Here is a 26,556-nt window from a genome sequence, read left to right on the forward strand (position 1 = left end):
AACCAGCGCTCCACCAACGGCCAGACCTGCGCCTGTGCCGCCTTGCTCACCAGCATGTCGACATGCCCAAAGGTCTCGAAGCCTTCTTCGCGCCCCAGGCGCAGGAACTGCTTGCGCTCCCCGCCGAGCTGATCGAACAGTTTGCGGCATGCCCATACCGGGTCCTGGAAGTCACCGGCGCCCGCCACGGCCAGAAGCGGCACATCCACTTCAGCCAAACCCGTCCACCAATCACCGTGCTTGTCGCCAAAACGGCCGAACAGGCCATGCCAGCGCATGCTCTCGAGGGCCAGGCCGATCGGCTCATCCTCCGGCCCACGCTTGAAACGCGGCCCGGAAATCTGCCCCCAGCGCCTGAGCAGCAGTTTTGCTCCCCAGGTCAGCGGCGGCACTTTGAGCGGCCAGTAGACACGGCTGATCTGGGTACCGAAAAGCGCCACGCTGGCCACCTGCTCAGCCTTGAGATAGCCGCCGCCCAAGGCCGCCACCAGGGTGGTTCCACCCAGGGAGTGGCCGACCCAGTGCGGCGCCTGGCCAGACTGCTCACGCACGAACGCGCTGATCAGTGGCAGGTCGTCGCGGGCATAGTCGGCGACGCTGTTGTGCTTCCAGGCGATATTGCGCGGGGACAGGCCATGGCCACGCATCTCCGGGATCCACACATCGAAACCGGCCCGCGCCAGGTAGGCACCCAAGCCAATGCCTTTGGGCGAGTACCAGAAGCGCCGGTTGGAGAAACTGCCATGCAGCAGAATCACCGGCACCCCCTGGGCCCGGCCCTGATCAGCCAGACCCAGGCGGGTCACGGCCAGTTCGACGCTAGGATCCGGGCTGTTGCCGGCCTTGATCCGGTATACGTCTTCGCTGAGGTCGCCGCGGCGCTCTGCACTGAGCAAGGCCACGGGAAAAAGGTTGCTGCTGCTTTGCATAAGGTTGCTTGGTGCACAAAAAAGGGCGGGATCCATCGCTGGAACTCGCCCTGGAAAAAACCAGGCGGGGGCGCGCCAGACGCGCCCCCGCAATTTACCGCATCAGGCCGCGCCTTGGCCTTCGGCCAGGAAGAACCAGGTCTCGAGTACCGAGTCCGGGTTCAGCGAGACACTTTCGATGCCCTGCTCCATCAGCCACTTGGCCAGGTCCGGGTGATCCGATGGGCCTTGGCCGCAGATGCCGATGTACTTGCCGGCCTTGTTGCACGCCTGAATGGCGTTGGCCAGCAGCTTCTTCACGGCCGGGTTACGCTCGTCGAACAGGTGGGCAATGATGCCCGAGTCGCGGTCCAGGCCCAAGGTCAGCTGGGTCAGGTCGTTGGAGCCGATCGAGAAGCCGTCGAAGTACTCGAGGAACTCTTCGGCAAGGATCGCGTTGGACGGCAGCTCGCACATCATGATCACGCGCAGGCCGTTGTCGCCACGGGCCAGGCCGTTTTCGGCAAGCAGGTCGACGACCTGGCTGGCTTCGCCCAGGGTGCGCACGAACGGCACCATGATCTCGACGTTGGTCAGGCCCATTTCATTGCGCACGCGCTTGAGCGCACGGCACTCGAGCTCGAAGCAGTCACGGAACGACTCGCTGATGTAGCGCGAGGCGCCGCGGAAGCCCAGCATCGGGTTTTCTTCTTCCGGCTCGTACAGCTTGCCGCCGATCAGGTTGGCGTATTCGTTGGACTTGAAGTCCGACAGGCGCACGATGACCTTTTTCGGGTAGAAGGCTGCAGCCAGGGTGCTGATGCCTTCGACCAGTTTCTCGACATAGAAGCCGACCGGGTCGTTGTAACCGGCAATACGCTTGTCGACGCTTTCCTTCAGTTCGGCTGGCAGGCCGGCGTAGTTCAGCAGCGCCTTGGGGTGCACGCCGATCATGCGGTTGATGATGAATTCCAGACGCGCCAGGCCCACACCTGCGTTAGGCAGCTGGGCGAAGTCGAAGGCGCGGTCCGGGTTGCCGACGTTCATCATGATCTTGAACGGCAGCTCTGGCATGGCGTCCACCGAGTTCTGCTTGACGTCAAAGCCCAGCTCGCCCTCGAAGATGAAACCGGTATCGCCTTCGGCGCAGGATACGGTCACGCCCTGGCCGTCTTTGAGCACCTGGGTCGCATTGCCACAACCGACCACGGCCGGGATACCCAGCTCACGGGCGATGATCGCCGCGTGGCAGGTACGCCCGCCACGGTTGGTAACGATGGCGCTGGCGCGCTTCATCACCGGTTCCCAGTCTGGGTCGGTCATGTCGGAGACCAGCACGTCGCCCGGCTGCACCTTGTCCATCTCGGACACGTCGTTGATCACGCGGACCTTGCCGGCGCCGATGCGCTGGCCAATGGCACGGCCTTCGACCAGCACGGTGCCCTTCTCTTTGAGCAGGTAACGTTCCATGACGTTGGCGCTGGCGCGGCTCTTCACCGTCTCAGGGCGGGCCTGAACGATGTACAGTTTGCCGTCGTCACCGTCCTTGGCCCATTCGATGTCCATCGGGCGCTGGTAGTGCTGCTCGATGATCATCGCCTGCTTGGCCAGTTCGTTGACTTCGTCGTCGCTCAGGCAGAAGCGGGCGCGCTCGGCGCGATCGACCTCGACGGTCTTGACCGAACGGCCGGCCTTGGCTTCTTCGCCGTAGACCATCTTGATGGCCTTGCTGCCCAGGTTGCGGCGCAGGATGGCCGGGCGGCCGGCCTGCAGGGTGTTTTTGTGGACGTAGAACTCATCCGGGTTGACCGCGCCTTGAACCACGGTTTCACCCAGGCCGTAGGCGCCGGTGATGAACACCACGTCGCGGAAGCCCGACTCGGTGTCGAGGGTGAACATCACGCCGGCGGTGCCGGTTTCGGAGCGGACCATACGCTGCACACCCGCCGACAAGGCGACGAGTTTGTGGTCGAAGCCTTGGTGCACGCGATAGGAAATGGCGCGGTCGTTGAACAGCGAAGCGAACACTTCCTTGGCCGCGCGGATCACGTTGTCGACGCCGCGAATGTTGAGGAAGGTCTCTTGCTGACCAGCGAACGAGGCGTCAGGCAGGTCTTCGGCGGTGGCCGAGGAACGCACGGCAACGGCCATGTTGTCGTTACCGTTGGCCATGGCGGCGAAAGCGGTTCGGATTTCCGAATCAAGACGCGCCGGGAAATCAGCTTCCATCACCCATTGGCGGATCTGCGCGCCGGTCTTGGCCAGGGCGCTGACATCGTCCACGTCCAGCGCGTCGAGGGCAGCGTGAATCTTGTCGTTCAGGCCACTTTGTTCAAGAAAATCACGGTACGCCTGAGCCGTAGTGGCAAAGCCGCCCGGCACCGACACGCCGGCACCGGCGAGGTTACTGATCATCTCGCCCAGGGATGCGTTCTTGCCCCCCACATGCTCTACATCATGGACGCCGAGCTTATCGAGGGAAACTACGTACTCTACCAAGGTGATCTCTCCACTAACTGTATTGGAAAAGCTCAAGGGCGCCCGCCTGCCATCGTTGACTGGGCCGGACGCATGTGGCCTGGACCTGGAAAATAGGCTCGTAAAATATGGCAGAATGCCGACAGCCGCATTCGGCAAACCGAACTTATCATATCCAAGAAACGTCATCAGCTTAAGGCCCAGATCGCAAATGAAACGAACCGCGTTTTTCATCTCCGATGGCACCGGCATCACCGCCGAAACACTGGGCCAAAGCCTGCTCGCTCAATTCGAGAGCATTCCGTTCAATAAATTCACCCGTCCGTACATCGACAGCCCGGAAAAAGCACGGACCATGGTGCAGCAGATCAACACTGCCGCCGAGCGCGACGGCATGCGCCCGATCATCTTCGACACCATCGTCAATCAGGACATCCGTGAGATCCTGGCGACGTCGAACGGCTTCATGATCGACATCTTTTCGACGTTTTTATCCCCGCTCGAGCAGGAATTGACAGCCCATTCGTCGTATTCCGTGGGCAAGTCGCACTCGATTGGTGGGAACTCCAACTACATGGAACGGATCGAGGCGGTCAACTTCGCCCTGGATAACGACGATGGCGCCCGCACCCACTACTACGACAAGGCCGACCTGATCCTGGTTGGCGTGTCGCGCTGCGGCAAGACCCCGACTTGCCTGTATATGGCCATGCAGTTCGGGATCCGCGCAGCCAACTACCCGCTGACCGAGGACGACATGGAGCGCCTGCAGCTCCCGGCGGTGCTGAAAAAGCACCACAACAAGCTGTTCGGCCTGACCATCGACCCCGACCGCCTGACCGCCATCCGTCACGAGCGCAAGCCCAACAGCCGCTATTCGAGCTTTGCCCAGTGCGAGTTCGAGGTGCGTGAGGTAGAGAACCTGTTCCGCCGCGAGAACATTCCCAACATCAACTCCACGCATTTTTCGGTGGAAGAGATTTCGGCGAAGATCCTCGTGGAAAAAGGTGTGGAGCGCAGGTTCAAGTAAGCCTGCAGCGGCCCTTTCGCGGGCAAGCCCGCTCCCACAGGTATTGCACATACCCAAGGTCAGTAAGATCCCTGTGGGAGCGGGTTTACCCGCGAAGAGGCCGCCGCAGGAGTACAAAAAAAGCCCCGGCATCGCTGCCGGGGCTTTCTTTTACCTCACCACCTGACTCAGGACGGCACCACCGCCGCCTGCCCGCTCATGGCCAGGTCGACCAGCTCGCGGTTGGCCACCGCGTACATCGCATAGTCTGTGCCCGTGGCATTGCGCAGGTCGTCGAGCATGGCGCGCCAGCGCTCGACCATCACCCGGTGCTGCTCGGCCCACAGCGCCACACGGGCGTCCATGTCCTCCGGGCCATCGGCCATCTGCAACACCGAGATGGTGATCGCCCGCTGCTGCAGGTCGATGTCGTCGCGGAACGCCTCGCGGGCCAGGGCCTGCCAGTTGTTTTCCACTGGCAGGTTGCTGATTTCCTGTAGATACCAGGTCAGGTCCAGCGCGCTGCCCACGGCGAAGAATGCCTTGGCCACCTGCGCCGGGTCATGGCCGGTCACGTCGGAGGCCTCGATGATCGGCAGCAGGGTGTACAGGTGCGTGGTACCGGCAACCATGCGCGCCAGCAACTCCGGCACCCCGGCGTCGACGAAGCTCTGGTAACGCACCATCCAGCGCTCGCGGGTCGGCCCTTCCAGCAGCTCGTCGAGCTTGAGCCCCAGCTGGGCGATCTTCGGCCCGAAGTGCGCGGTGTCACGCCCGGCGTCCTGCTCGTTGCGCCGGCTGCGCAGGAACCAGCGGGTGGCGCGGCGCCCAAGGCGCATCAGCTCGTCCATCAAGGTCAGCTGGATTTCCGCCGGCACCTGGTAGTCCAGCGCCTCGATCTGGCGGAACCAGTGCGGCAGGTGGAAGATGTCGCGCACGATCACATAGGCCCCGGCAACGTTGGCCGGGCTCATGCCGGTCGACTCCTTCAGGCGCTGGACGAAGGTGATGCCCATGTTGTTGACCAGGTCGTTGGCGATCTGGGTGCTGACGATTTCGCGCTTCAGGCGGTGACGGCGCATGGCGTCGGCGAATTTGCTGACCAGCGACGGCGGGAAGGCGGTTTCCATGTCGCGGGTCAGGTAGTCGTCGTCCGGCACCAGCGACTTGAGCAGTTGCTCCTTGAGGTCGATCTTGCTGTACGAGATCAGCACCGACAGCTCGGCGCGGGTCAGGCCCTGGCCAGCGGCCAGGCGCTCGGCCAACTGATCTTCCGATGGCAGGAACTCGATTGCCCGATCCAGCTTGCCACGGCCTTCGAGGTCGGCCATCAGGCGCTTGTATTCCGCGATCCGCTCACGGGCTCGGCGGGCTGCCAGCGACAACGCCTGGGTCTGCTTGTAGTTGTTGCCCAGCACCAGGCTGGCCACTTCGTCGGTCATGCTGCCAAGCAGCTGGTTACGCTGCTTCTCGGTCATGTCGCCACCCTGCACCACTTCGTTGAGCAGGATCTTGATGTTGACCTCGTGGTCGGAGCAGTCCACGCCACCGGCGTTGTCGATGAAGTCGGTGTTGGTGGCGCCGCCGTGCAGGCCGAACTCGACACGGCCGAGCTGGGTCATGCCGAGGTTGCCGCCCTCCCCCACCACCTTGCAGCGCAGCTCGTTGCCGTTGACGCGCAAGGCATCGTTGGCCTTGTCACCGACATCAGCATGGCTTTCGCTGCTGGCCTTGACGTAGGTACCGATGCCGCCGTTCCACAGCAGGTCGACCGGCGCCTTGAGCAGCGCGTGCAGCAGTTCGGTCGGGGTCAGGCGGTCTGCCTCGATGGCAAAGCGTTCCTTCATCTGCGGGCTGATGGCGATGCTCTTGGCACTGCGCGGGAAGATCCCACCGCCTTCGGACATGATGCTGGCGTCGTAGTCGCTCCAGGCCGAGCGCGGCAGGTCGAACAGGCGCTTGCGCTCGACGAAGCTGGTGGCCGGGTCCGGGTTCGGGTCGATGAAGATGTGCAGGTGGTTGAACGCCGCCACCAGTTGCAGCTTGTCGGACATCAGCAGGCCGTTGCCGAATACGTCACCGGCCATGTCGCCGACGCCAATCACGGTGATCGGGTCTTCCTGCACGTTGATGCCGCGCTCGCGGAAATGGCGCTGCACGCCGACCCAGGCGCCACGGGCAGTGATGCCCATTTTCTTGTGGTCGTAACCGGCCGAGCCTCCCGAGGCGAATGCATCGCCGAGCCAGAAGCCGTAATCGATGGCGATGCCGTTGGCGATATCAGAGAAGGTCGCGGTGCCCTTGTCGGCCGCCACCACCAAGTACGGGTCGTCATCGTCATGACGCACCACGTTGGCCGGCGGCACCACGCCCCCGTCCTTGAGGTTGTCGGTGATGTCGAGCAGGCCGGAAATGAAAATGCGGTAGCAGGCCACGCCCTCGGCGGCAATTTCGTCGCGCGTGCCGCCCAGCGGCAGACGGCGCGGCAGGAAACCGCCCTTGGCGCCAACCGGCACGATCACCGAGTTTTTCACTTGCTGGGCTTTCACCAGGCCCAGTACTTCGGTGCGGAAGTCTTCTTCGCGGTCCGACCAGCGCAGGCCGCCGCGGGCGACATTGCCGAAGCGCAGGTGCACGCCCTCGACCCGTGGCGAGTAGACGAAGATCTCGAACTTCGGTACCGGTTTGGGCAGCTCGGGAATCAGCTTGGGGTTGAACTTGAAGCTGAAGTACGACTTGTTCTGGCCGTTGGCATCCGGCTGGTAGAAGTTGGTGCGCAGGGTGGCCTTGATCAGGTCCAGGTAGCGCCGCAGGATGCGGTCCTCGTTGAGCACCTGGACCTCGTCCAGGGCAGTGAGGATCGCCTGCTCCAGGCGCTGCTGCTTGTCGTCCAGGTCCTCATTGGTGAGCTTGCGCGCCAGGTAGAAGCGGGTCTTGAACAACCGCGTCAGCTCGCGGGCGATGTCGGTGTGGTTGTTCAGGGTGCTGGCGATGTAGCCGAGGTCGAAGCCCAGGCGGATCTGCTTGAGGTAGCGGGCATAGGCGCGCAACAGCGCCACGTCACGCCACGGCAGGCCGGCGGTGAGCACCAGGCGGTTGAAGGCGTCGTTCTCGGCGTCGCCGTTGACGATGTGGACAAAGGCATCCTGCAGGGTGTCGTTGAGCTGCTGGATATCCAGGTTCAGGCCTTCGCTGTAGGTGAAGGCAAAGTCATGGATCCAGAACTCACGCCCGCTGGCGTGGCGCAGGCGGTAAGGGAATTCGCCGAGCACGCGCAGGCCGAGGTTTTCCAGGATCGGCAGCACGTCCGACAACGCCAGCGGGGTGTCGGCGTGGTACAGCTTGCAGTGCAACAGGCGGTCGCCCAGACGGGTCAGGGGCTGGTAGAAGCTCATCGCCAACGGCTTGCTCTCGGACAGCGCCACCACGTGCTGCAGGTCGACTACGGCCGAGTGCGCCGGGAAGCGCTCGCGGTAGCCCGCCGGGAAGCCTTTGGGGAAGTCCGCGAGAATGTTGGTGCCCTGGGCTTCGCCGAAGTTCTCGATGACCAGTGCCGAGTAGTCGTCATGCCACGAGCGGCAGGCCTGGATCACTTCGTTTTCCAGCTGCTGCGGGTCGATGTCGATGCGGTTTTTCGGGTCGACCCGCAAGATCAGTTGCACGCGCGCCAGCACCGACTCGGAGAAGAAGGTCCAGAACTCACAGTCGCTGGCCTTCAGGCGCTCCATCAGCACCTGCTGGATCTTCTGCCGCACTTCGGTGGAGTAGATCTCACGCGGCACGTAGGCCAGGCAGTAGCAGAAGCGCCCGTACGGGTCCTTGCGCAGGAACACACGGATCTTGTTGCGTTCCTGGATCTGCACGATCGACATCACGGTGCTGAACAGCTCATCGACCGGGGTCTGGAACAGGTCGTCGCGCGGCAGCACTTCGAGCACCTGGGCCAGTTCCTTGCCCAGGTGCGCTTTCGGGTCGAAGCCGGAACGGCGCTCGACCTCGGCAACCTTCACGCGGATGTAAGGGATGGCATGCACGCTCTCGCCATACACCGACGAGGTGTACAGGCCCATGAAACGGTGTTCCTTGATGACCTTGCCGTCGGCGCCCAGCTGGCGGATCGACACGTAGTCCGGGTAAGCCGGGCGATGCACGCGGCTGGGCAGCGCGGCCTTGGCGAACGACAGCAGCAGCGGCTCGTTGAGGTAGGCCACGGCATAGTCTTCGATGCGCAGTTCTTCCGCTGTCAGGCCCACCCGCAGGCGCCGCGGCAGACCGAGGAACGACTGCTCGTCGTAGGCCATCTGGCCGCCGGAGCTGTCGGCCTGAACGGTGAATTCTTCATAGCCGAGGAAGGTGAAGTGGTTGTCCAGCAGCCATTCGAGGAAGGCCTTGACCTCGCCCTTTTCATGCTGGACCGGGCCATAGGCGGTGTTTTCCACCTCGGCGACGACTTCACGCAGCTTGGCTTTCATCGGCTCGAAATCGGCCACGGCCACGCGCACTTCGGCCAGCACCTGCTCGATCTCGCGTGTAAGCACGTTGAGTTCGGCGGCATTGGCGCAGCGGTCGATTTCCAGGTACATCAGCGATTCGTGGCACACGCCCTCGCCCTGGGTGCCCTTGGGCAGCAGTTCGAGCAGTTCGCCCTTGGCGCCCCGGCGCACGCTCAGCACCGTGGTCTGCAGGGTGTGGATGCTGTAGCCGCGGCGGTTGAGCTCGGTGCGCACCGAGTCGACCAGGAACGGCAGGTCGTGGTGCAGCACTTCGACCACGGTGTGGGTCGATTGCCAGCCATTGCGTTCGTAATCGGGGTTGTACACCCGTACTTGCGGGTACTCGGGGTCGAAGCGCTCGATGATGCGCCACGCCGACAGGGTGCAGCCGGCCAGGTCGGAAAGCCTGCGCTGGGTAAGTTCGTCCAGAGAGATGATGCCGAAGAACTGCTCGGCGAATAGCGCCACTTGTGGCAGGGACTGTTCGCTGATGTGCTGCGCCAGGGCCGCTTGCAGTTGATGCTGGAAGTCGGCTTTGCTGGCTGCGGTGAAGAACGCCATCTGTGGTACTCCGCTTGGGCTTTGTATTAGTTGAAGCGTCGCGCACGTCCGCCATGTACGGATCAACGATAGCCAACCCGTGGCAAGCCGGACGGTAAAAACCAGACGTTGAACGTGGCAGGCACGCTCAGGGCTCGCCGAAGCTTAACGACTGAGCGGTCATTGCCGCTTGCGAGGCTGCGACAATTTCGGTCAAGGGCTGGCAACTTTACGTTTATGGATGTTTGCAAGGCTGTCAGAATTCCCTCTCATTTCCCTTGACCCGAGTCGTAGCCATGCAAATCCACACCGCCTTGCTGTTCGCCACCCCTTGCGATGACGAGGAAGACAACATGGCGACCCTGTGCTGCCACAGCGACAAGGGGCAGATGTTTCTGCTGACCCGCTACCCGGATGAAGACACCGTCGACCTGACCCTGGATGACGAGCCGTCGACCCTGGATGGGCTGAAGGTGACCTTGAGTGCGCAGCGCTTGCTGATCGAGGTGGCGGCCGGGGATCGCGATGCGCTGAAAGGGGATGAGGCGCTGGAGATCGTGCTGACTTCGGCGGGGACCGACCTTGAGGAAGTGGCGCTGACCCTGCGCAATATCCTCGATGGTACTGGCACCTTCATCAGCGAACGCTGAGATATTGGGGCTGCGGGGTGTATGCCGATAGATTCTCAGCGCGTGGGAGATCGAGCGCCGCCCGCGCGGCGCATCGCGGATAAATCCGCTCCTACATTTGTTGCAACGTGCCGGACCTGTTACGCCATGGTCGCCCGCCCTGGCGCATGACTTGAGCCGTGCGAATCGGCTGACAACCATGGCGTGTCAGGCATGGCTACGTTGCAACAGATGTAGGAGCGGATTTATCCGCGATGCGCCGCGCGGGCGGCGCTCGATCTCAAAGGCAATGAATCTCTCCAGACATGCACTCCAGCCCCAACGCACCATTGACAGCCCATCCCCACACAGGCATTGTCTGACAACCTGATAACTAGGCAACCGTTTCCATGCTAGAGCTCCAGCGCCCCGACACCCTGGTCGAGCGGGTCGTCAGCGCCATCCGCGCCGAGATCGATTCCGGCCGCCTGGCTGCCGAATCGCGCCTGCCCACCGAACAGCAACTGGCCGAACAGCTGAACGTCAGCCGCTCGGTGGTGCGCGAGGCCGTGGCGCAGCTCAAGGCCGACGGCGTACTGATCGCCCGTCGCGGGCTCGGTTCCTACATTTCGCAAACACCCGCCGGCACCGTGTTCCGCTTCCCCGGCAGCAATGGCCGCAAACCGGACCTGGTGCAGATGTTCGAGATGCGCCTGTGGATCGAAACCCAGGCCGCCGCCATCGCCGCCCGCCGCCGCGATGAACAGGACCTGGCCCATATGGCCAAGGCCCTGCAGGAAATGCTCGACAAGCGCAGCGACTTCGCCACCGCTTCGGCTGCCGACGTGGCGTTCCACCGGGCAATTGCAGAAGCCAGCAAGAACGATTACTTCGTGGCGTTTCACGACTTCCTCGGCGGCCAGCTGGCCAGCGCCCGGCGCACCGCCTGGGAAAACTCCGCCGCCCACTCGGTGGGGGGCTCGGCCGATGCCAACCGCGAACACCAGGCGCTGTACCAGGCCATCGCAGCGGGTGACCGCCAGGCTGCCGCAGCCTGCGCCGAAGCACACCTGCGCGCCTCGGCCAGGCGCTTGAAGATAGACCTCCCCGCCCTCGACTGACCCCGCAGATACCGACGCGGCCTGGCGAGGGCCTTTTTACGCACCACTTAGTCTGACAACCTGATAAGCAGATCCACCGACAAGAACAGCAAGGTACCCCTGCATGACTTACGACTACTGCATCATTGGCGGCGGCATCGTCGGCCTCGCCACTGCGATGGCCCTGCTCGAACAGCGCCCGGGCGCATCCCTGCTGATCCTGGAAAAGGAAGCCAGCCTCGGCCGCCACCAGACTGGCCACAACAGTGGCGTGATCCATGCAGGCATCTATTACGCACCCGGCAGCCTCAAGGCCGAACTGTGCAAGCGTGGTGCCCAGGCGACCAAGGATTTCTGCAGCGAGCACGGTATCGCCTTCGAGGTCTGCGGCAAGTTGCTGGTGGCCTCCAACGACCTGGAAGTGCAGCGCATGCAGGCGCTGTATGAGCGTTCGCAGCAGAACGGCCTGAAAGTCGAGCGCCTGGACGCCGCCGCACTGGCTGAACGCGAACCGAACATCGTCGGCAAGGGCGCGCTGTTCCTCGATGCCACCGGCATCGTCGACTACACCCAAGTGTGCAACGCCATGGCCAAGGTGATCCGCCAGGCCGGCGGCGAGGTGCACCTTTCGACCAGCGTGCGCGCGATTCAGGAGCATGCCGACCACGTCGCCATCGGCACCGACAGCCACACCTGGCGCGCCCGCCAGCTGGTCGCCTGTGCCGGCCTGCAATCCGACCGCCTGGCGCGCCTGGCCGGGGTGAAGATCGACCACCAGATCATCCCATTCCGCGGCGAGTACTACCGCCTGCCGGCCAGCAAGAACCAGATCGTCAACCACCTGATCTACCCGATCCCCGACCCGGAACTGCCGTTCCTCGGCGTGCACCTGACCCGCATGATCGACGGCAGCGTCACCGTCGGCCCGAATGCCGTGCTCGGTTTCGGCCGCGAGAACTACCGCAAGTTTTCGGTCAATTGGCGCGACGTGGCCGAGTACGCCAGCTTCCCAGGCTTCTGGAAGACCATCTGGAACAACCTCGGCTCCGGCACCACCGAGATGAAGAACTCGCTGTTCAAGCGCGGTTACCTGGAGCAGTGCCGCAAATACTGCCCATCGCTGGAAGTGGCAGACCTGCTGCCTTACGAAGCGGGCATTCGCGCCCAGGCGGTAATGCGCGATGGCACCCTGGTGCACGATTTCCTGTTCGCCGAGACACCGCGCATGGTGCATGTCTGCAATGCGCCGTCGCCGGCTGCCACCTCGGCCATTCCCATCGGCCAGATGATCGCCGAAAAGATCCTCAAGGCCCGCTGAAACCTGCAGCACCCACAACTACAAAGACAATAAGGAACCCCCCATGTCGGTACATGAGGCGGCCCCGGCCGCGCACGAAACTCCGCAACAGCAACGCAAGCGCCTGCGCAAGGTGGCAGCGGCGACCATCTTTGGCTCGATGCTGGAGTGGTACGACTTCTACCTCTACGCGACCATGGCGGCGATCGTGTTCTCGAAGGTCTTCTTCGATGCGAGCAACCCGGCGGTGGCCTCGCTGCTGGCCTTCTCCACCTTCGCCATCGGCTTCATCGCCCGCCCCTTCGGCGGCATCCTGTTCGGCTACCTGGGTGACCGCTTCGGCCGCAAGCATGTGCTGGTGATCACCTTCTGCATGATGGGCGTGTGCACGGCGCTGATCGGGCTGATCCCAAGCTATGCCAGCATCGGCATCTGGGCACCGATCCTGCTGGTGGTAATCCGCATCATCCAGGGCCTGGGCGCGGGCGCCGAGCTGTCCGGCGCGGCAGTCACCTCCTACGAACATGCCAGTGAAGGCAAGCGCGGCAGCCAGGGTGCGTGGCCGGCGCTGGGGCTGAACCTGGGGCTGCTGCTGTCGTCGCTGACCGTGTACCTGCTGACCATGAATGGCAACGACTTCCTGCTCGCCGGTGGCTGGCGCATCCCGTTCATTGCCAGCATCGCCCTGGTGGCTGTCGGCCTGTGGGTGCGCAAGAGCATCCCCGAGACGCCGGACTTCAAGGAGCTGGACCAGGCCGACAGCAGCAAGCCGCAGGTGTCGCCGCTGAAGTTGCTGTTCAAGAATGACCTCAAGGGCCTGGCCGTGGTGTTCTTCGTGGCCATCGGCTACAACGCCCTGAGCTACATCTTCAAGACCTTCTCGCTGGCCTACCTGACCCAGTTCAAGGGCGTGCAGGCGCATGTCACCTCGCTGTCGGTGACCATCGCCAGCCTGGTGGCGATCTTCGCCGTGCCGTTCTTCGGCTGGCTGTGCGACCGCTGGAGCAGCAAGACCGTACTGATGCTCGGTGGGGTACTGTCGGCGCTGTTCGCCTACCCGTTCCTGCAGCTGTTGAGCACCGGTGAGCCCACCCAGATCTACATCGCCATCGCTATCGGCACTGGCATCCTCGCGCCGATGATGTTCGCCCCGCAGGGTTCGTTCCTCAGCCGTCAGTTCCCGACCCAGACACGCTCGTCGGGCTTTGGCACCGGCCGCGAAATCGGCACGGCAGTAGCCGGTGGCCTGGCGCCACTGGGCGGGTTGGCCCTGGTGGCCGGGTCTGCGACCCATTCCACCGATGGCGTGGCGCTGATCCTGGCGATTGCCGGGGTGCTGGTGGTGGTGTTCGCCCTGTGCGACCAAGGGCGCAAGCACTCCAGCGCGAAAAACTGAAACCCGAAGGATACGGCCTCTTCGCTGCGGTTCGACGCGAAGGGGCCGCCACAATCAAACCGGGTTGTCATGCAGCACCCTGCCCCCCTCCTCTGGCCGATCGACGAACAACACATCCAGCCTGCTGTTGCGCATGCCCTTCAATGCATTCCAATGGGCTGATGCATGCACATACCTGGCCCGCAACAACGCCTGTTCCTCAGCCGAAAGCGCCGCCGACTCTGCCCCGCCCAACACATAGTCGTGCAGCTTGTCACTGATGCCCAGCAATGCCGGCGGCAGCCGATGGTCCTCGTCATCGCCCAGCGGCAGGAAAGGTACCCCGGCCCGAACCCCCAGTTCACGCATGATGCTCAGGTACACCCGAGACAGATGGCCAAGCACCTCGCGCTCGCTGAGCACCGCGGCGTAGACCGTTTTCTGCGGAGTGTCTCGCTGCGCCCGCCCACCCGCCACCGGCTCCTCCCAGGTCACCACCCGCAGGCATCGATCGCCATCAGCTGCCGGCGTCGACGCCAGCAAAGCCTTTGCAGCCGCATAGGCCGCCGTCCGCTCTGCCGGCGTGCACTGCGGCACCTGGTTCGAAAAGGGCTTGCACAGCATCACCTGCTCACGCATGCAAGGCGGATAACCGCCTCCGATGTTGGAGTGCACACCCGGCACCACGATGTCGTTGCCGCTACGCACCAAGGCAAAGTTGTGCCGACGCTCATCGGCAGCCACCAGTTGCACCACCTGCCGGGCTACCTTCGCGCCCAGGCCAAGGCGCAAGCCGGCATACCGGGCATTTGCCGGATCGAAGTTTCCCCGCAGGGGGGCAACCATCGCCGCCACCGAATCGAAAAGGCCGATGAAGTTGATCACCCGCTCGCCCTGCAGTTCAGCCGGCAAGCCCTGCTCCCCGGCCCCCAGCCGATTGGCCAGGTGCCTGGCCGCCGCCGCTCCGCGGCTAAAACCGAACAGGTCGAATTCGATGCGCCCCGGCATCGCCTGCGCCTGAGCGGCCATGTGATCGCGCAGCTGCCCGGCGATCACTGCCAGTGCTTGTTCGACACGCGCCAGCACGCCTGTCTCACCCCTTCCCGTGGCCTGACCGAATGCCGAATCTGGCGCCCCTGCGGTCGTGCCAATGCCTTGCGCATAGTGTTTGAAGTACACCCGCCCCTGCACCACCCCGCTGGGATAGAGCCCATGCAGCAACGCCACGTTGCTGCGCGCATTGCCATAGCTGCCTTTGCCGTTGGCAATGCCCCCACAGGAGGCAGCCGCATTGCTCGCGTTGTTGCCAGTACCGTCGAAAAAAACACCTATATGCCAGCTACCACACTGCTCGTTCATGCCACTGCTCCTTCACTTGGGAAGGTATTGAGCAGGCAACAGATCGCAGCGCCGGCGAATCAGCAATCACGCAAAGTCACTGCGCAGATTTCGACGCGGCATCACGGATAGATTAAAGTATCCCCCCCAGCCAGGTCGCCCGCGCCTTGGCCCAGACCCAGGAACCGCCACCGATGGAACACCGTGAAGCGCTGATCGCGCTACGCACCTTTCTTTCCTCCCAGATCCTAGGCCAGGAAAAGCTTGTCGAACGGCTGTTGATCGTGTTGTTGGCCGACGGCCACATGCTGGTCGAAGGTGCACCGGGCCTGGCCAAGACCAAGGCCATCAAAGAGCTGGCCGAAGGCATCGAGGCGCAGTTCCATCGCATCCAGTTCACCCCCGACCTGCTTCCGGCCGACATCACCGGCACCGAAATCTATCGCCCGGAAACCGGCAGTTTCGTGTTCCAGCAGGGGCCGATCTTCCACAACCTGGTGCTGGCCGACGAAATCAACCGCGCCCCGGCCAAAGTGCAGTCGGCACTGCTCGAAGCCATGGCCGAGCGCCAGGTCAGCGTGGGCCGCAGCACCTACGACCTGTCGCCGCTGTTTCTGGTGATGGCCACGCAAAACCCGATCGAGCAGGAAGGCACCTACCCCCTGCCCGAAGCCCAGCTCGACCGCTTCCTGATGCATGTAAAGATCGGCTTCCCCGATGCTGCCGTAGAGCGCCGTATCCTCGCCCAGGCCCGTGGCGAAGCGCTGGGCGGCGAAGTGAAACCCGAGCGTCGGGTCAGCCAGCAGGCGATCTTTGCCGCGCGCAAGGAAATCCTCGGCCTGTACATGGCCGACGCCGTGGAGGAATACCTGGTACAGCTGGTCATGGCTACCCGCACCCCAGCCAAGTTCGACGCCGAGCTGGCCGACTGGATCGCCTATGGCGCCAGCCCGCGCGGCTCGATCGCCCTCGACCGCTGCGCGCGCGCCCATGCCTGGCTGGCCGGGCGCGACTTCGTCAGCCCCGAGGATATCCAGGCGGTGCTGTTCGATGTACTGCGCCATCGCATCATCCTGTCGTTCGAAGCCGAAGCTGCGGGGATCGACCAGGACCGTGTGGTCCAGCGCATCCTCGACGTCGTAGCCGTCGCCTGACCCATGCCCACCACGCAGCAGGCCGAACCCGGCATTCGCATCGGCCTCGCCGAATTGATCGACATGCGCCACCGCGTGCGCGAGATTCAGCTGTTTTCACGCCCTGGCCAGCGCAGCCCGCTGGTCGGCCTGCACCATTCCAAGCTGCGCGGGCGTGGCGTGGACTTCGACCAGGTGCGCGTGTACCAGGCTGGTGACGATGTGCGCAACATCGACTGGCGCGTGACGGCACGCACCCAGGAGCCGCACACCAAGCTGTTCCACGAAGAACGCGAACGGCCGATCTTCATCCTCGTCGAACAGAGCCAACGCCTGTTCTTCGGCTCGGGCCTGATGTTCAAGTCGGTGCTCGCCGCCGAGGCGGCCGCGCTGTTCGGCTGGGCCGCGCTGGGCCACAACGACCGCATCGGCGGGCTGGTGTTCGGTGACAACGAGCACCACGAGATCAAACCCCGGCGCAGCAAGCAGAGCCTGCTGCAGCTGCTCAACCGCCTGGCCAAGGTCAACCAGGCCCTGCACACCGAAGCCGCCCCCCAGGCCGACAGCCTCGGCCTGGCCCTGCGCCGCGCCCGCGAAGTGCTGCGCCCCGGCAGCCTGGCCATCGTCATCTGCGACGAACGCTCGCTCAGCCCCCAGGCCGAGCAACACCTGGCCATGCTCTCACGTCATTGCGACCTGCTGCTGATGCCAGTGTCCGACCCGCTCGACCACGCCCTGCCCGCTGCTGGCCTGCTGCGCTTTGCCCAGCGCAGCGCGCAGTTGGAGCTCGACACCCTCGACGCCAACCTGCGCCAGGCCTACCGTCAACAAGCCGAAGCGCGCGTCGAGCGCTGGGAGCTGATGGCGCAGAAGCTGCGCGTAGTGCTGATGCCGTTGAGCACCCAGAGCGAGATGATCGAGCAATTGCGCGAATACCTGAACGCCCAACGCCCTGGGAGTGGTCAATGAACCCCTTGGACCAGCTGCAACCGCTGATCGCGCCGCCGGCGATCGGCCTGTGGCCGCCAGCGCCGGGCTGGTGGCTGCTGCTCGCACTGCTGCCGCTGCTGGTCTGGGGCCTGTGGCGGCTGCGCCGCTGGCGCCCGGGCAAGCGCCCGGTGGTGCGCGCCGAGCTGCCGCTCGACCCGGTGCGCCTGGAAGCGCTGGCCGAACTCGCCCGCCTGCCACGCCCCTACGACGGCGCCCCGGCCGGCGCCTGGCTGCAGCAGATCAACGCCTTGCTCAAGCGCCTGTGCCGCAACCACTACCCTGGCGCCAACAGCCATACCCTGAACGGCCGCCAGTGGCTGGCCTTTCTCGACAACCGTTGCCCGGCTGCCGGCCTGACCCGCTGGATGGTGCTGGTCGAAGGTGCCTACAAGCCCGAGTGCAAGCTCGACGACAAGGCCATTGTCGGGCTCAGCCAGGCTGTCGAAACCTGGATTCGCAAACATGTTTGAACTGGCCTGGCCGTGGATTTTCGTGCTGTTGCCGCTGCCGTGGCTGGCGCGCCTGCTGCTGCCCGCCGCCGACAGTGGCGAGCCGGTGCTCAAGGTCGGCTTCCTCGACGAACTGGAAGGCCTGGCCGGGCGCCGCGCACGCCTGAACCTGCCAACCCTTCGCCAACAGGCGCCGTACGTGCTGATCTGGCTGTTGCTGCTGTTGGCCGCCGCGCGCCCGCAATGGCTCGGCGAGCCGGTGCCGGTGGCCGCCAGCGGCCGCGACCTGCTGGTGGCCGTGGATGTCTCGGGGTCGATGGACTTCCCCGACATGCAATGGAAAGACGAAGACATCAGCCGCCTCGACCTGGTCAAGGCACTGCTCGGCGACTTTCTGCAGGACCGCGAAGGCGATCGTGTCGGCCTGATCCTGTTCGGCAGCCAGGCCTACCTGCAAGCACCGCTGACTTTCGACCGGCGCACCGTGCGCACCTTCCTCGACGAGGCGCAGATCGGCATCGCCGGCAAGAACACCGCCATCGGCGACGCCATCGGCCTGGCGGTCAAGCGCCTGCGCCAACGCCCGGCACAAAGCCGGGTGCTGGTGCTGGTCACCGACGGCGCCAACAACGGCGGGCAAATCCACCCGCTGACCGCCGCCCGCCTGGCCGCCCAGGAAGGTGTGCGCATCTACACCATCGGCATCGGTGCCAACCCCGAGGCCAGCGGCACGCCCGGTCTGCTTGGCCTGAACCCGAGCCTGGACCTCGACGAAGCGTCGCTCAAGGAAATTGCCGACATCACCCACGGCGCCTACTTCCGCGCCCATAACGGCGCCGAGCTGAACGCCATCGGCGACACCCTCGACCAACTGGAGCCGGTGGCCCAGCAACCAACCCAGGCGCGCACGGCCAAGGCCCTGTATGCCTGGCCGCTGGCCTTGGCCCTGCTGCTCAGCGTGTTGCTGGTGGTTGCAGTGCAATGGCCCGACAACCTGCTGCACAAGGTGCTGCGCAAACCGCGTTTCCTGCAGCCCCATCCGGAATGGCGCCAACGCCTGAAACGCCTGCGCCTGAGGAAACGGCGATGATCGATCTCTGGCCGCAATGGCTGCGCCCGCTCTGGCTGCTTGTCGTGCCCCTGCTCGGCTGGCTGCTGTTCAAACTGTGGCACCGGCGCAAGCGCGCCGGGCGCTGGCAGATGATATTGCCTGCAGCCTTCCACCCGGTACTGCTCGGCGGTGGCAGCGGCAGCAACAGCAAGCTGCCTTGGGTAGCCCTCGGCCTGGCCTGGCTGCTGGTGGTGCTGGCCCTGCTCGGGCCGAGCTGGCAGCGCCTCGAGGAAACCCGCCAGCGCCCGGCCGACCCGTTGGTGATCCTGCTCGAACTGACCCCGCAGATGCTTGCCGAAGACGTTACCCCCAACCGCCTGGAACAGGCCCGGCGCAAGATCCTCGACCTGCTCGAACACCGCAACGACAGCCAGACCGCACTGATCGTCTATGCCGGCAGTGCGCACACCCTGGTGCCGCTGTCAGATGACCTGGGCACCACGCGTAACCTGCTGGAGGCCATCGACCCGTCGATCATGCCCAAACCCGGCCAGCGTGCTGACCTGGCCGTACAAAAAGGCCTGGCCCTGCTGGCCCAGAGCGGCCTCGGCCAGGGTCGCCTGCTGCTCGTCGGTTCGGCACTCAGTGCAGCAGAACGCCAAGGCATCACCCAGGCCCTCGGCCGCCAGGGCCCGAGCCTGCTGATGCTCGGCATCGGCACCAGCGACGGCGCCCCGGTGCGCCAGGCCAATGGCGAATACCTCAAGGATGACCAGGGTGGCATCCTCCTGCCGCGGCTCGACAGTGCCAGCCTCAAGGCCTTCGTCAACGGCACCGGCGGGCGCTACCGCCATGCCCGCATCGACGACCTCGACCTGCGCGGCCTTGGCCTGTTCGACAACCCGCGCCACCTGCGCGATGCCGGCCAGACCCTGCAACTGGACAGCTGGGCCGACCAGGGTTACTGGTTGTTGCTTCCACTGTTGCTGCTGGCTGCCTGTGCCGGGCGTCGCGGCTGGCTGTTCTGCCTGCCGCTGTTGCTGGCCTTGCCACAACCCAGCCAGGCTTTCGAGTTCAACGACTTGTGGCTACGCCCCGATCAACAAGGCCAGATGCTGCTGCGCAAGCAACGCCCGGCAGATGCCGCACGGCACTTCCAGGACCCGCAGTGGCGCGGCATGGCGCTGTACCAGGCCGGCGACTACGCCGGTGCCGCCGAAGCCTTCGCCCAGGGCGACAGCGCCGCGGCCCACTACAATCGAGGCAATGCCCTGGCCCGCAGCGGCGAGCTGGAAGCCGCCCTGGACGCCTACGAACAGGCCCTGGAGCGCCAGCCCGACCTGCAACCGGCGCTGGCCAACCAGGCGTTGGTGCAGCAATTGCTGCAGCAACGTGATGCCCAGGCCGAGGAACAACCGGCCAACAGCGATGCCCAAGGCACCCCCGGCAGCGAAACCGAAGGCAACAGCAGCTCGGCCAGCAGCCCCGCCCAAGGCACGCCAGGCAGTGAAGAACAGGCCAACGCCGAACAACCCGGTGAAGGCAGCAACAACAGCCAGGCAGCGCCTGGCAACCAGGGTGGCGATGACGACAGCATCACCCAGCCGCCGCAGCGCCCGGTATCGACCAGCCTCGATGCCGAGCAGCGCCAGGCCCTGGAACAATGGCTGCGCGAAATCCCCGACAACCCGGCGGAACTGTTGCGGCGCAAATTCTGGTATGAACAGCAATTGCATCAGGAAAAAACACGATGAGTCGCTTCGGCGTCTTGCTTCTCGGTCTGTTGTGGGCCGCCATGGCCCAAGCCCTACCCACGCTGCAGGCCAGCGTCGACCGCACGCGCCTGGAGGCCGGCGAAACCCTTGAGCTGACCCTCGAAAGCCAGGACGTGACCCAGTTTGGCAAGCCTGACCTGCGCGCCCTGGAGAGCGACTTCGAAGTGCGCGGCACACGCCAGTTGAACAGCCTGCACACCCTCGACGGTGAGACCCGCGCCAGCACCCGCTGGATCATCACCCTGCTGCCAAGGCGCAGCGGCAGCCTGCGCATCCCCGAGCTGCAACTGGGCCAGTCGCAGAGCCAGGCCATCGACCTGCAAGTGCTGCAGGCCGACGCCAGCCGCCCGGAGGTCGCCTCGCAAGTCTTCGTCGAAGCCACCCTGGACAGCAACGAGGTGTACGTCCAGGCCCAGGCCGTGCTGACCCTGCGCATCTACCATTCGGTGTCGCTGTATGACGACAGCAGCCTGAGCCCGCTGCAGCTGGAAAACGCCAAGGTCGAGCCGCTGGGTGAATCGCGCACCTACGAGAAAGAAATCAACGGCGTGCGCCACGGGGTGATCGAAACCCGCTACGCGGTGTACCCGCAGGAAAGCGGCAGCCTGGAGATTCCACCGTTGACGTTTACCGCCACCGCCGCCGACAACGGTCAGCAACCCGCCGGTACCGCCCGGGCCGGCCGCCAGGTGCAGGTCAGCTCGCTGCCGCTGCGCCTGGCCGTGCGCCCCATCCCTGCCGCCTGGCCTGCCAACGTACCCTGGCTACCGGCACGCAGCCTGACACTGGAAGAACACTGGAACCCCGACCCGGCCAGCCAGCAGCCACAGATCGGCGACTCGCTGACGCGCAGCATCACCCTGCGAGCCGAAGGCCTGTCGAGCACCCAGCTGCCGCAACTGCCCGCCACCGAGATCGTCGGCCTGCGCCGCTACCCTGACCAACCGGTGCTGCGCAACGAAATCAGCGAACGTGGCATGACCGCCAACCGCGAGGAGCGCGAAGCCCTGGTGCCGACCCACAGCGGCAATCTGGCCCTGCCGGCAGTGGAAGTCACTTGGTGGAACACCCGCGAAGACCACCTGGAGCACAGCAGCCTGCCGGCGCGCATGCTGGACGTGCAGGACAACCCGGCACTGAGCGCCGACACGCCGGTTGGCGACAGCAGCGGTGCCAATCACCTGCTCTGGCCCTGGCAGCTCGCCACCCTGCTGTTCGCCCTGACCACGGTGCTCGGCTTCGCCCTGTGGTGGCGCGCCCGCTCGCAACCGGCGGTGCTGCGTGCTGCGCAGAACGGCCCGAGCCCACGCACCTTGCTGGACGACCTCAAGCGTGCGTGCCAGGCCAACGACCCACAGGCCACCCGCCAGGCGCTCGATGCCTGGGCGCGGCAACAGCCGGAGACCCTGGCCGAGATGGCGGCGCGCTTCGTGCCGTTGTCGGATGCGCTGGATGGGTTGAACGGGGCGTTGTACAGCGAGAGCGGGCAGTATTGGCAGGGTGAGGATCTGTGGCGGGCCATTGGGACGATTCCGCCGGCGGAGCAGGTGTTGTTGCCGACTGGGGAGAGTGGGAGTTTACCGCCGCTTTATCCGAAGTGAGGGGTGCGGCGCAGAGGTGCATGCCTTTGAATTTTCAGCGCCCTTGAGACCGAGCGCCGCCCGCGCGGCGCATCGCGAGCTGCGCTCGCTCCTAAACGAAACGGTTGAGAAACAAATGTGAGCGAACCTGCTCGCGATGCGCCGCGCGGGGAGCGCTCGATCTCACAGGCGCTGAATTTCTTCGGCCAGGCACCTGTCAGCCCGGACGCAATCATGATTTTGGTCAATGCGTCCTTCGGCACTTGCGCGCGACCGCTCTGATGCAGAGCACGATTTCGAGTGATAAAAAAGTGCATTATTGCGGGGGCGATGCTTTTGCTTTAAATGTAAATATAAGCATCAGACAGGCTTGCACAAACAAATAGATAGACAGATACAAACAGGATTCATATTTACCCCTACCGACAGCAAAGAAGACCATAGAGTAATAAGCCCCAGGAAGCGACAGGACAAATGAAATAAGAAATTGATACTTAGGAATACAATCCAAAGGTCGTTTCCCGCTGAACAAGAATACGATCGCCTTGAAAGGAGCGTAACAGGCCCCGGAAAGCGGGATCGCCAAAATCACGGCTATTAATATATAGAGTAGAATGTCTGGCATTTTCTATCCGCCCCTTTAATCCATGTTATTTCCGTCAACCCGATTTACATGGCTCGGGTTTTCTGCGGAAGACCAGTTTCTGGATCAAGATGTTTCTCTGCACTTAAACGCTCAACCAAGTCCTGATTAGGCTTCACTAGGTTTTTTTTCGTCGCTCGCTCCTTCTGCCATTGAAACGAACCATCCCAACTGGGGAGCTGGGCTGGCGGAAGAGGTACGATATCATCTATATCGGGCAGCTTTGCTCCAAGCTGCTCATTTTCCTCTAAAAAATCACTTATTTTCTTGTATCTTACAGAGCGTTCCTTATCGACCTTCAATGCAATATAATAAAGACTGTCTTCTGGCGGACCATCAAAAGCTTCTCCAAGTTTTCTGGCTGATGCAGCATCTCCCGATTTTACGCCTTGCTGATAAACCTGCACCGCTTCGTTATAATTGGCACTCACGCGTAGAGAAACCGCCAAATTCTCCGCAGCTCGCCTGTGCCCCTGGAAAGCCGCGCAACGACGCATCTCCGTCACTACGCTATGTGCTCCTATAACACGACCCAACAGACTTGCAACATAGAACTGCGCATCAGGGCTTCCCAAGTCTGCCGCCTTACGGAAATAAACGTTTGCTTTATCGCGATCCTGCTCAACGCCAAAACCTAATTCAAGGTAATGTGCCATATCATAATAGGCGCCAGGTATGCCTTGAGCTATAGCGCTTTCAACAAGTTCAATTGTTTCCTTTTGTGGGTCGGGAGAATTAGCCAGCCCCTGAGAGATGAGTGCTTGCAAATTGGTAGAAGCTTTGTAGTGACCATGAGATGCTGCAATACGATAGTATTTTGCAATTTCATTGAAATCCTTGGGCCCCTCCTGTTGCTCTAGAAAAAGCCCGTACTTATAAAGCGAATCTGCGCTTGGATCCAATGGCGGAAGCACATCAGCCTCACGACGGCATTCAAACGTGAGATCTTTATACATTTCGGACGTATCGGACGTTTCAGACCGCATTGGCATTAGGTGCTCCTCAAATGCTATAGTTAAGCCAATAAGAACAACACACGCGATATATATATACTTATACATTTTAATCCAAATTTTTACGTGCTGGGCTGCCGCGAAAGAATTCTATCAGCGAAGCATAAGGAGCTTTTTTCTGATCCAATGATGAAATTTTATTGTGCTCTTGACGTTGATTATTTTCCAAAATAATGTCATTCCACTTTAGAAATGCTTGCGCTGCATCGTCTTGCGCACCCATCCCCTTCGTATGTATATCCCAAAGGTGCTGGCGAAGAGGTTTTGACAACGCAGGACTCTCATGACATATATTGAGCTCGCTGTCGACCTCCATGCTGCGTATGTTTATATTGGCGGAGCCTAACGTCGTGAATACATCATCGATTATCGCTAGCTTGCTATGAATATAAACGGGCATCCAGTTATCTGGCGGTGAATCAGGAGCGACCAATGTGCAGATGTGCACTTTGAGCCCTGGGATCTCTACTGGAACAATGGCTGCATCTTTCTTGGTCGCAATCGACGCCTCAAGCTCCTTCTGCCTGGCTTCTGCCGCTGCGACTTTGGCTTCACGCTCATTTTTCATCTTTTGCAAGAGCGTGGAATCTACCAGGGGTTGTGCAACATAGTTCAGTGACATCAAGGATTGCCTGGCGCTTATCGTTTCTGAGCGTGCAAGCCTAAGTTGTTCATCCAGCTTTTCATTACGCTCAAGCTTCGAAACGGTAGGCATGACATCTTCCCGCCCCAGGCTGCGCAACATCCTGTGAGTGTTCATTGAGCCGTCACCCATTCCTTCGTCGCTTGAGTTAGTCACGACAAACAGGTAAATGGCTCCATGTTTCGCATGGTTCCTGCCCCACTCCAGCTGCTTTTGCGCCGCATTTTTTATTGCGGTTGCAACAGGCTCCCATCTGAAATACTGATTCTCCATGTATATATAATTTGTGACGTTATTGGTCGCCTTCAGATAAAGCGCCTTGATATCATGCACCCCTTCCTGCTGCTGCGTACGAAGCAATTGCGCCATGACAGGTGTGCCTGCATCGGGTCGAACCTTTAAATTCGCTGCACTATTTTTACGTTTCGACAGCAGATCAACGCCGGTTTCACGCTTCCACGCCTGACAGAAGTTGTGATTGAGGTGCTCAAGGATCGGCCCTGTTACTTTGCTGGAGATGTCCTGCCGCGGCGTTGCACCATTTCTACCAAAACGAGCGTGCATCCTCGCATAGCTGTGATCGTCCTTATCCCAGTATGCGTCTAACGTGTTGTGCCCCATGACAAAGCCTATAGCTTTATCAGGCTTTTCATAGTCAATGAGCACCATTTTTTGATGATGGGTAGGAGCAGCCGACATCGCCCCAGTGCTCAAGAGTTTATTAAGTTTTGAACCGTTCTTATCCGCACCGTTCACGAGAAGCTGCCAAACAATCTCCACGCGCTCTATGGCCCCAAAGCCCCGCGTCGCAAACTCTACATTCTTCAGGTAGTAGGGTGAATCATTCAGTATAGAGTTTCGATCAGCTACGCCAGTGAGCCGGGCTTGCTCATACCATTTCAAATCATACTCTTCTTGCGCGTCATTACGATTTTGCTTCCCTGCAGAAAAAAAACTTATTGCATTGTTGCCGGGTGTTGGATTTTCCATGAATTGTGCTGGCGGTAGATACCAGCAAAGAATCCTGACCTTTACGCCCTCAGCCCCTTTTTTTACCAGCAAATCCCCTATACACAAATCGCCCGTATTGCCATTGCGCTTGAAATGCATCGAGGGCTGAAAGCCCCAGCAGATATAATCAATGCTTGTTGTAGCAGCCATGATCGCATCATACAGCGCACCAAACGCACGTTCGCCATTCACCAAGGGCTCAAACGTTGCCGGGACCGGGTGATATTCAGTTTTTTGTAAAAACCACGGAAGATTTAACGTGGCTGACGTTGTTTTACCCGTAGCGATCGGAGAAGTAATTGAACTGGAGGTCGTCATTTAATTCTCCTCTGAATCTGGGTTGTTAAGCGATGCATAGCTGTCTCTGAAAAAGCTACGCGTGCCGGGCTGGTTGACATCCGGATGGGTTTTGCTTTCGTGGCGGTGAAAGCCGCTATTAGCCAGTTCGGCATTTTTGTTTTCTCCCTTGTACTGGCCGCCTACAGGTATGTCATAGCGAATCCCATTTGCAAGTTCTACGGTATAGTCAGATGTCGTCGGGTGGTGGTCGACAGCTATCATTCCGGACTTGTCCATCACCCCCTGCCCGATCATTGAGCCGCCAGCATAAAGTTTGTAAGGCATGCCAGCCCAAGCGCCAGAGCTGCCCGCATTTGTATTCCCGGCAAAGAACGACAGGCTCTGGGTCACAGACGATTCAGGCCAGGCCGGGCTCTCCCGGTTGAGCTGTGCCGGCCCGCTGAACATCTTCTTCGCCCCTTTGATATCAATCGTCCCTGGCGCATGAATCTCGATGTTGCCGTCCTTGATGCGGATGTAGCCGCCACCGCTGGTGAGCAAGATGCCTTCCTGCGCGGCGACTTCGATGCCGGCGGCGGTGGAAGTGATCTTTATGCCTTGTTTGGCAATCAGCTCCATAGCATCGCTCTGCGCCTGCAATTCCACCTTGCCCTTGGCGGCAAACAGCTTGGCCCCGGCGTTCTGCGCAAACAGGCTGATGCTCTGCACCACGCTGGCCAGCAGCGACTTGCCGCTGGCGATGCTGACGTCTTCACCCGTGCTCACGGTCAGGTGCTTGCCACTGTGCAGGTGGGTGTTCTGCGGCGTGGCGGTGGCGATGTC

The 26,556-nt window shown here is 62.2% G+C and carries 18 protein-coding genes; 11 read left to right on the forward strand and 7 right to left on the reverse strand.

Annotation, left to right across the window (positions count from 1 at the left end; all coding sequences use genetic code 11):
- Both H040_RS26705 and ppsA read right to left on the reverse strand, forming a co-directional pair.
- On the reverse strand, positions 1–929 hold a 929-nt coding region (locus tag H040_RS26705), incomplete at its 3' end, for an alpha/beta fold hydrolase (RefSeq protein ID WP_256595196.1).
- Between the two features lie 102 nt (positions 930–1,031).
- Positions 1,032–3,407, reverse strand: coding sequence for a phosphoenolpyruvate synthase (gene ppsA / locus H040_RS26710; RefSeq protein ID WP_027919326.1), 2,376 nt, complete (start codon positions 3,405–3,407; stop codon positions 1,032–1,034).
- 190 nt (positions 3,408–3,597) lie between these two features.
- Here ppsA and ppsR point away from each other — a divergent pair, with 190 nt between their 5' ends.
- Positions 3,598–4,416, forward strand: coding sequence for a posphoenolpyruvate synthetase regulatory kinase/phosphorylase PpsR (gene ppsR, locus H040_RS26715; RefSeq protein ID WP_027919327.1), 819 nt, complete (start codon positions 3,598–3,600; stop codon positions 4,414–4,416).
- 167 nt (positions 4,417–4,583) lie between these two features.
- Here the strand turns inward: ppsR and H040_RS26720 are convergent, their stop codons facing one another.
- Positions 4,584–9,449: an NAD-glutamate dehydrogenase gene (locus H040_RS26720; protein ID WP_027919328.1), complete on the reverse strand. Its 4,866-nt coding sequence runs from the start codon at positions 9,447–9,449 to the stop codon at positions 4,584–4,586.
- Between the two features lie 275 nt (positions 9,450–9,724).
- Between H040_RS26720 and H040_RS26725 the strand changes: the two genes are divergently transcribed.
- From H040_RS26725 to H040_RS26740, 4 genes are all read left to right on the forward strand, one after another.
- Positions 9,725–10,078: a hypothetical protein gene (locus tag H040_RS26725; protein ID WP_027919329.1), complete on the forward strand. Its 354-nt coding sequence runs from the start codon at positions 9,725–9,727 to the stop codon at positions 10,076–10,078.
- Positions 10,079–10,446: 368 nt separating this feature from the next.
- Positions 10,447–11,157 carry a FadR/GntR family transcriptional regulator gene (locus H040_RS26730; RefSeq protein WP_027919330.1) on the forward strand — a complete coding sequence of 237 codons (711 nt, stop codon included), beginning with the start codon at positions 10,447–10,449 and terminating at the stop codon, positions 11,155–11,157.
- Positions 11,158–11,260: 103 nt separating this feature from the next.
- Positions 11,261–12,454, forward strand: a complete 1,194-nt coding sequence (gene lhgO, locus H040_RS26735) for an L-2-hydroxyglutarate oxidase (RefSeq protein ID WP_027919331.1) — start codon at positions 11,261–11,263, stop codon at positions 12,452–12,454.
- 43 nt (positions 12,455–12,497) lie between these two features.
- Positions 12,498–13,829: an MFS transporter gene (locus tag H040_RS26740; protein ID WP_027919332.1), complete on the forward strand. Its 1,332-nt coding sequence runs from the start codon at positions 12,498–12,500 to the stop codon at positions 13,827–13,829.
- Positions 13,830–13,883: 54 nt separating this feature from the next.
- Here H040_RS26740 and H040_RS26745 read toward each other — a convergent pair whose 3' ends face one another.
- A complete protein-coding gene (locus H040_RS26745) occupies positions 13,884–15,167 on the reverse strand; it encodes a T6SS phospholipase effector Tle1-like catalytic domain-containing protein (protein WP_027919333.1) in 1,284 nt (427 codons plus the stop codon).
- A 173-nt stretch (positions 15,168–15,340) separates the two neighbouring features.
- Here H040_RS26745 and H040_RS26750 point away from each other — a divergent pair, with 173 nt between their 5' ends.
- The 6 genes from H040_RS26750 to H040_RS26775 are packed head-to-tail and all read left to right on the forward strand — an operon-like array spanning position 15,341 to position 22,145.
- Complete coding sequence (locus H040_RS26750; protein WP_027919334.1) at positions 15,341–16,300, forward strand: AAA family ATPase; 960 nt, start codon at positions 15,341–15,343, stop codon at positions 16,298–16,300.
- Positions 16,301–16,303: 3 nt separating this feature from the next.
- Positions 16,304–17,248, forward strand: a complete 945-nt coding sequence (locus H040_RS26755; protein WP_027919335.1) for a DUF58 domain-containing protein — start codon at positions 16,304–16,306, stop codon at positions 17,246–17,248.
- Entirely contained in the window at positions 17,245–17,739 is a 495-nt protein-coding gene (locus H040_RS26760; protein WP_027919336.1) for a DUF4381 domain-containing protein, read from the forward strand. Before H040_RS26755 ends, H040_RS26760 begins: the two co-directional genes overlap by 4 nt.
- On the forward strand, positions 17,732–18,808 hold the full coding sequence (locus tag H040_RS26765; RefSeq protein WP_027919337.1) for a vWA domain-containing protein: 1,077 nt from the start codon (positions 17,732–17,734) through the stop codon (positions 18,806–18,808). Before H040_RS26760 ends, H040_RS26765 begins: the two co-directional genes overlap by 8 nt.
- Positions 18,805–20,523, forward strand: coding sequence for a tetratricopeptide repeat protein (locus H040_RS26770; protein ID WP_027919338.1), 1,719 nt, complete (start codon positions 18,805–18,807; stop codon positions 20,521–20,523). Before H040_RS26765 ends, H040_RS26770 begins: the two co-directional genes overlap by 4 nt.
- Positions 20,520–22,145, forward strand: a complete 1,626-nt coding sequence (locus H040_RS26775; RefSeq protein ID WP_027919339.1) for a BatD family protein — start codon at positions 20,520–20,522, stop codon at positions 22,143–22,145. Before H040_RS26770 ends, H040_RS26775 begins: the two co-directional genes overlap by 4 nt.
- A 648-nt stretch (positions 22,146–22,793) precedes the next feature.
- Here the strand turns inward: H040_RS26775 and H040_RS26785 are convergent.
- The 3 genes from H040_RS26785 to H040_RS26795 all read right to left on the reverse strand — a co-directional run.
- Positions 22,794–23,828 (reverse strand): SEL1-like repeat protein, encoded by a 1,035-nt coding sequence (locus tag H040_RS26785; protein WP_081784302.1) that lies wholly within the window; start codon positions 23,826–23,828, stop codon positions 22,794–22,796.
- A gap of 1 nt (position 23,829) precedes the next feature.
- On the reverse strand, positions 23,830–25,752 hold the full coding sequence (locus H040_RS26790; RefSeq protein ID WP_027919340.1) for a phospholipase D-like domain-containing protein: 1,923 nt from the start codon (positions 25,750–25,752) through the stop codon (positions 23,830–23,832).
- The coding region (locus H040_RS26795) for a DUF2345 domain-containing protein (RefSeq protein WP_256595197.1) at positions 25,753–26,556 on the reverse strand (804 nt) is incomplete at its 5' end.

The organism is Pseudomonas sp. URMO17WK12:I7 (genome assembly GCF_003269045.1).
GTDB classification, from domain to species: Bacteria; Pseudomonadota; Gammaproteobacteria; order Pseudomonadales; family Pseudomonadaceae; genus Aquipseudomonas; species Aquipseudomonas putida_J.